Source organism: Dolichospermum sp. UHCC 0260 (assembly GCF_009711985.1).
Taxonomy (GTDB): Bacteria; Cyanobacteriota; Cyanobacteriia; order Cyanobacteriales; family Nostocaceae; genus Dolichospermum; species Dolichospermum lemmermannii.
Map to the genome: position 1 here is coordinate 1 of NZ_VIKZ01000075.1, position 2,184 is coordinate 2,184.

Annotated in this window: 3 protein-coding genes; all 3 read right to left on the reverse strand. The window is 42.7% G+C overall.

Going from position 1 to position 2,184, the window contains the following annotated elements; translation table 11 throughout:
- Nucleotides 1-379: DUF309 domain-containing protein (locus tag FJR08_RS21040; RefSeq protein WP_168634455.1), on the reverse strand; the 379-nt coding region annotated here is incomplete at its 3' end.
- The gene (locus FJR08_RS21045) at nt 376-741 is read right to left on the reverse strand and encodes a ferredoxin-thioredoxin reductase catalytic domain-containing protein (RefSeq protein ID WP_148763435.1); all 366 of its coding nucleotides are present in this window, start codon (nt 739-741) and stop codon (nt 376-378) included. The genes FJR08_RS21045 and FJR08_RS21040, both read right to left, overlap by 4 nt.
- Nucleotides 742-791: 50 nt before the next feature.
- Nucleotides 792-1,967: a DUF58 domain-containing protein gene (locus FJR08_RS21050; protein WP_168634456.1), complete on the reverse strand. Its 1,176-nt coding sequence runs from the start codon at nt 1,965-1,967 to the stop codon at nt 792-794.
- Between the last annotated feature and the right edge of the window lie 217 nt (nt 1,968-2,184).

The following is a 2,184-nucleotide window of genomic DNA, read 5'->3' on the forward strand; positions in this document are numbered from 1 at the left end:
GGGAAATACTGGGTAAAAGTCGAGCTTGATTTTCAGCCAATTTATTATTTGCCATTGGTTGTAGACTTTCTTGTTGTAGAGTCTTTAACAAATCCACACTTTCAGTAAATAATTCTTCCACATTAATACCGCCGTAGCTGGGTAGATAACGGCGAAGACGATTGCTACCTTCACCTAAAAGAATCATTGCTCCTCTTAAATTATGATTACCCAGATGATACAGTCCCACGGCAATTTGGAGAATACCTTGATAAAAAGTTTTATCTGGTTCGATACTATCAATCCAGAGTGCTTCAAGAATGTCATGACAAGCATAGAACTGTCCAGCATTGAACTGTTCTACACCTTGCCAAAACTCTTCAGACATGGTTTCGTTCATCCCATAGTATCCCGAACTTCTTTGATAGTCTCCATAGAGATTTCTTGTTTGTCGCAGGAAAACTCATTATCAGAGGTAAGGAATAGCATACAGTGACATTCTTTGCGTTCGCGCATGGGGACGCAAGGACAATTCCAAAAAGCGGCATTAACTTCGGCCTCCTTATCTTCGTAGTGACGACAAGGGCATAAAGGCGCACCGATTTCATCTTTATGCTTGGCTAGTCCTTCGATCACAACTGCGGTAACAGAAGGTTCAGAACAGAAGTATGTTCCCGTCCGTTTGGCATATTGTTCGGAAAAATGCCGCATTGCTTCTAGGCTTTTATCGCTGGATTGTGAATTCACTTCTGATGTCACCATGGGCTGTGCTGTTGATAAATTTTAATGTTTCATTGCATTGTACATCAGGCTCAGTGCGAGAAATCGCCTGAAAATAAATTAAGAGCTTTTTGCAATTGGGGTTGTAGCTCTTGTTCGGTTTGGATAATGATACCGGGATATTCCCGATTAATGACAGTTTCTGCTGCTGAATCTGAATTTTGCCAGAGTACCCAACGACTACCCAGGGGTAAGGTGGATGTGGTAAAGGAGTTTTGTGTCAGCCAAATTAGGGGACAGTTATCCGGTGGTAAGCTGTTTTTTTCGATAGGGTTGGTGGCTGCTAAGGTTTCCAAAACTGCGATATTGCCTGTAATTAAACCTGTAGCTGATGTCCATAATTGTACTTGCAGTTGTTGCTGTTGGGCATAAAAATACAAGGAAGCAGCGGTAATTACGGCTTGTTCAAATAATTCTTGTTGCCACTGGAAGGAACTATCTATGGCAATAATAATTTCTTGTCCCCCGGTAATTACTTCTAATTCCCGCACTCGTAATTCTCCATAACGGGCGCTTGTCCGCCAATGAATTAATCGGGTAGGATCACCTATACGATAGGGACGCAGCGATCGCACTAATCCCGTTGTTGCCATTTGTAAAGGTTTACCACGAGGATCTCCCCGTTGGCTGTCATCTTGTCCGATTTCATCAATTAAAGGGCAGGTAGTCAGGGGTAAGACGGTGGGATAAACAATTGCCCTAGCTTCACACTGACGGGGACGACGACACCAAAACAAACCCCAAGGCGCACCCGTAGCTAATTCTACTGTATGCCAGCGGTAAAGGCCTCGCTGTTGGGTAGGGTGATAATATACCCAGCGATAACTATCCTGTGGTGGAATAGATTCAATACTTTGCTGGACTGGCTGACCAAAAATAAATGGGAGAATGTCTCTAACTTGTAATAAAGTCGCCGATTGTTTTCTCTGATTGTGAATTTCTATCTCAATTTTTAGGTCATCACCTGCGGTTACTGGTTCAATGGGACGACGTTTGACAATTATACCCGCAAGCGATCGCGGTGCAACAAAACCGGATACACCCAAAAGAGCAAAACTGACTCCACTAATCACATACAGCCAGCCAGCCATGGTATTAATCCCTGCACCCAAATAACACACAGAAATTCCCGCCAATACCCAACCACCATAAGCAGGTGCAGCAGCATGGGTTTCCAGCCAATTGTTGATTTTTTTGGTAATTTTCATCTTTCTTTTTTAACTTAATTTGGGAAAGAGGGAACAGGGAACAGGGAACAGGCAAAAGAGCATGAATTTGTTGAATAATGATTGATAATTACTATATCTAAAAGTTCCCTTTCATCCATTACCACTGACAACTGTACGGGCGAAGCATTTGGAGAACTGTTTTTGGCAATGACCGATAATTTATCTTGCAAATGCTTCGCCCCTACTTACAACTAAC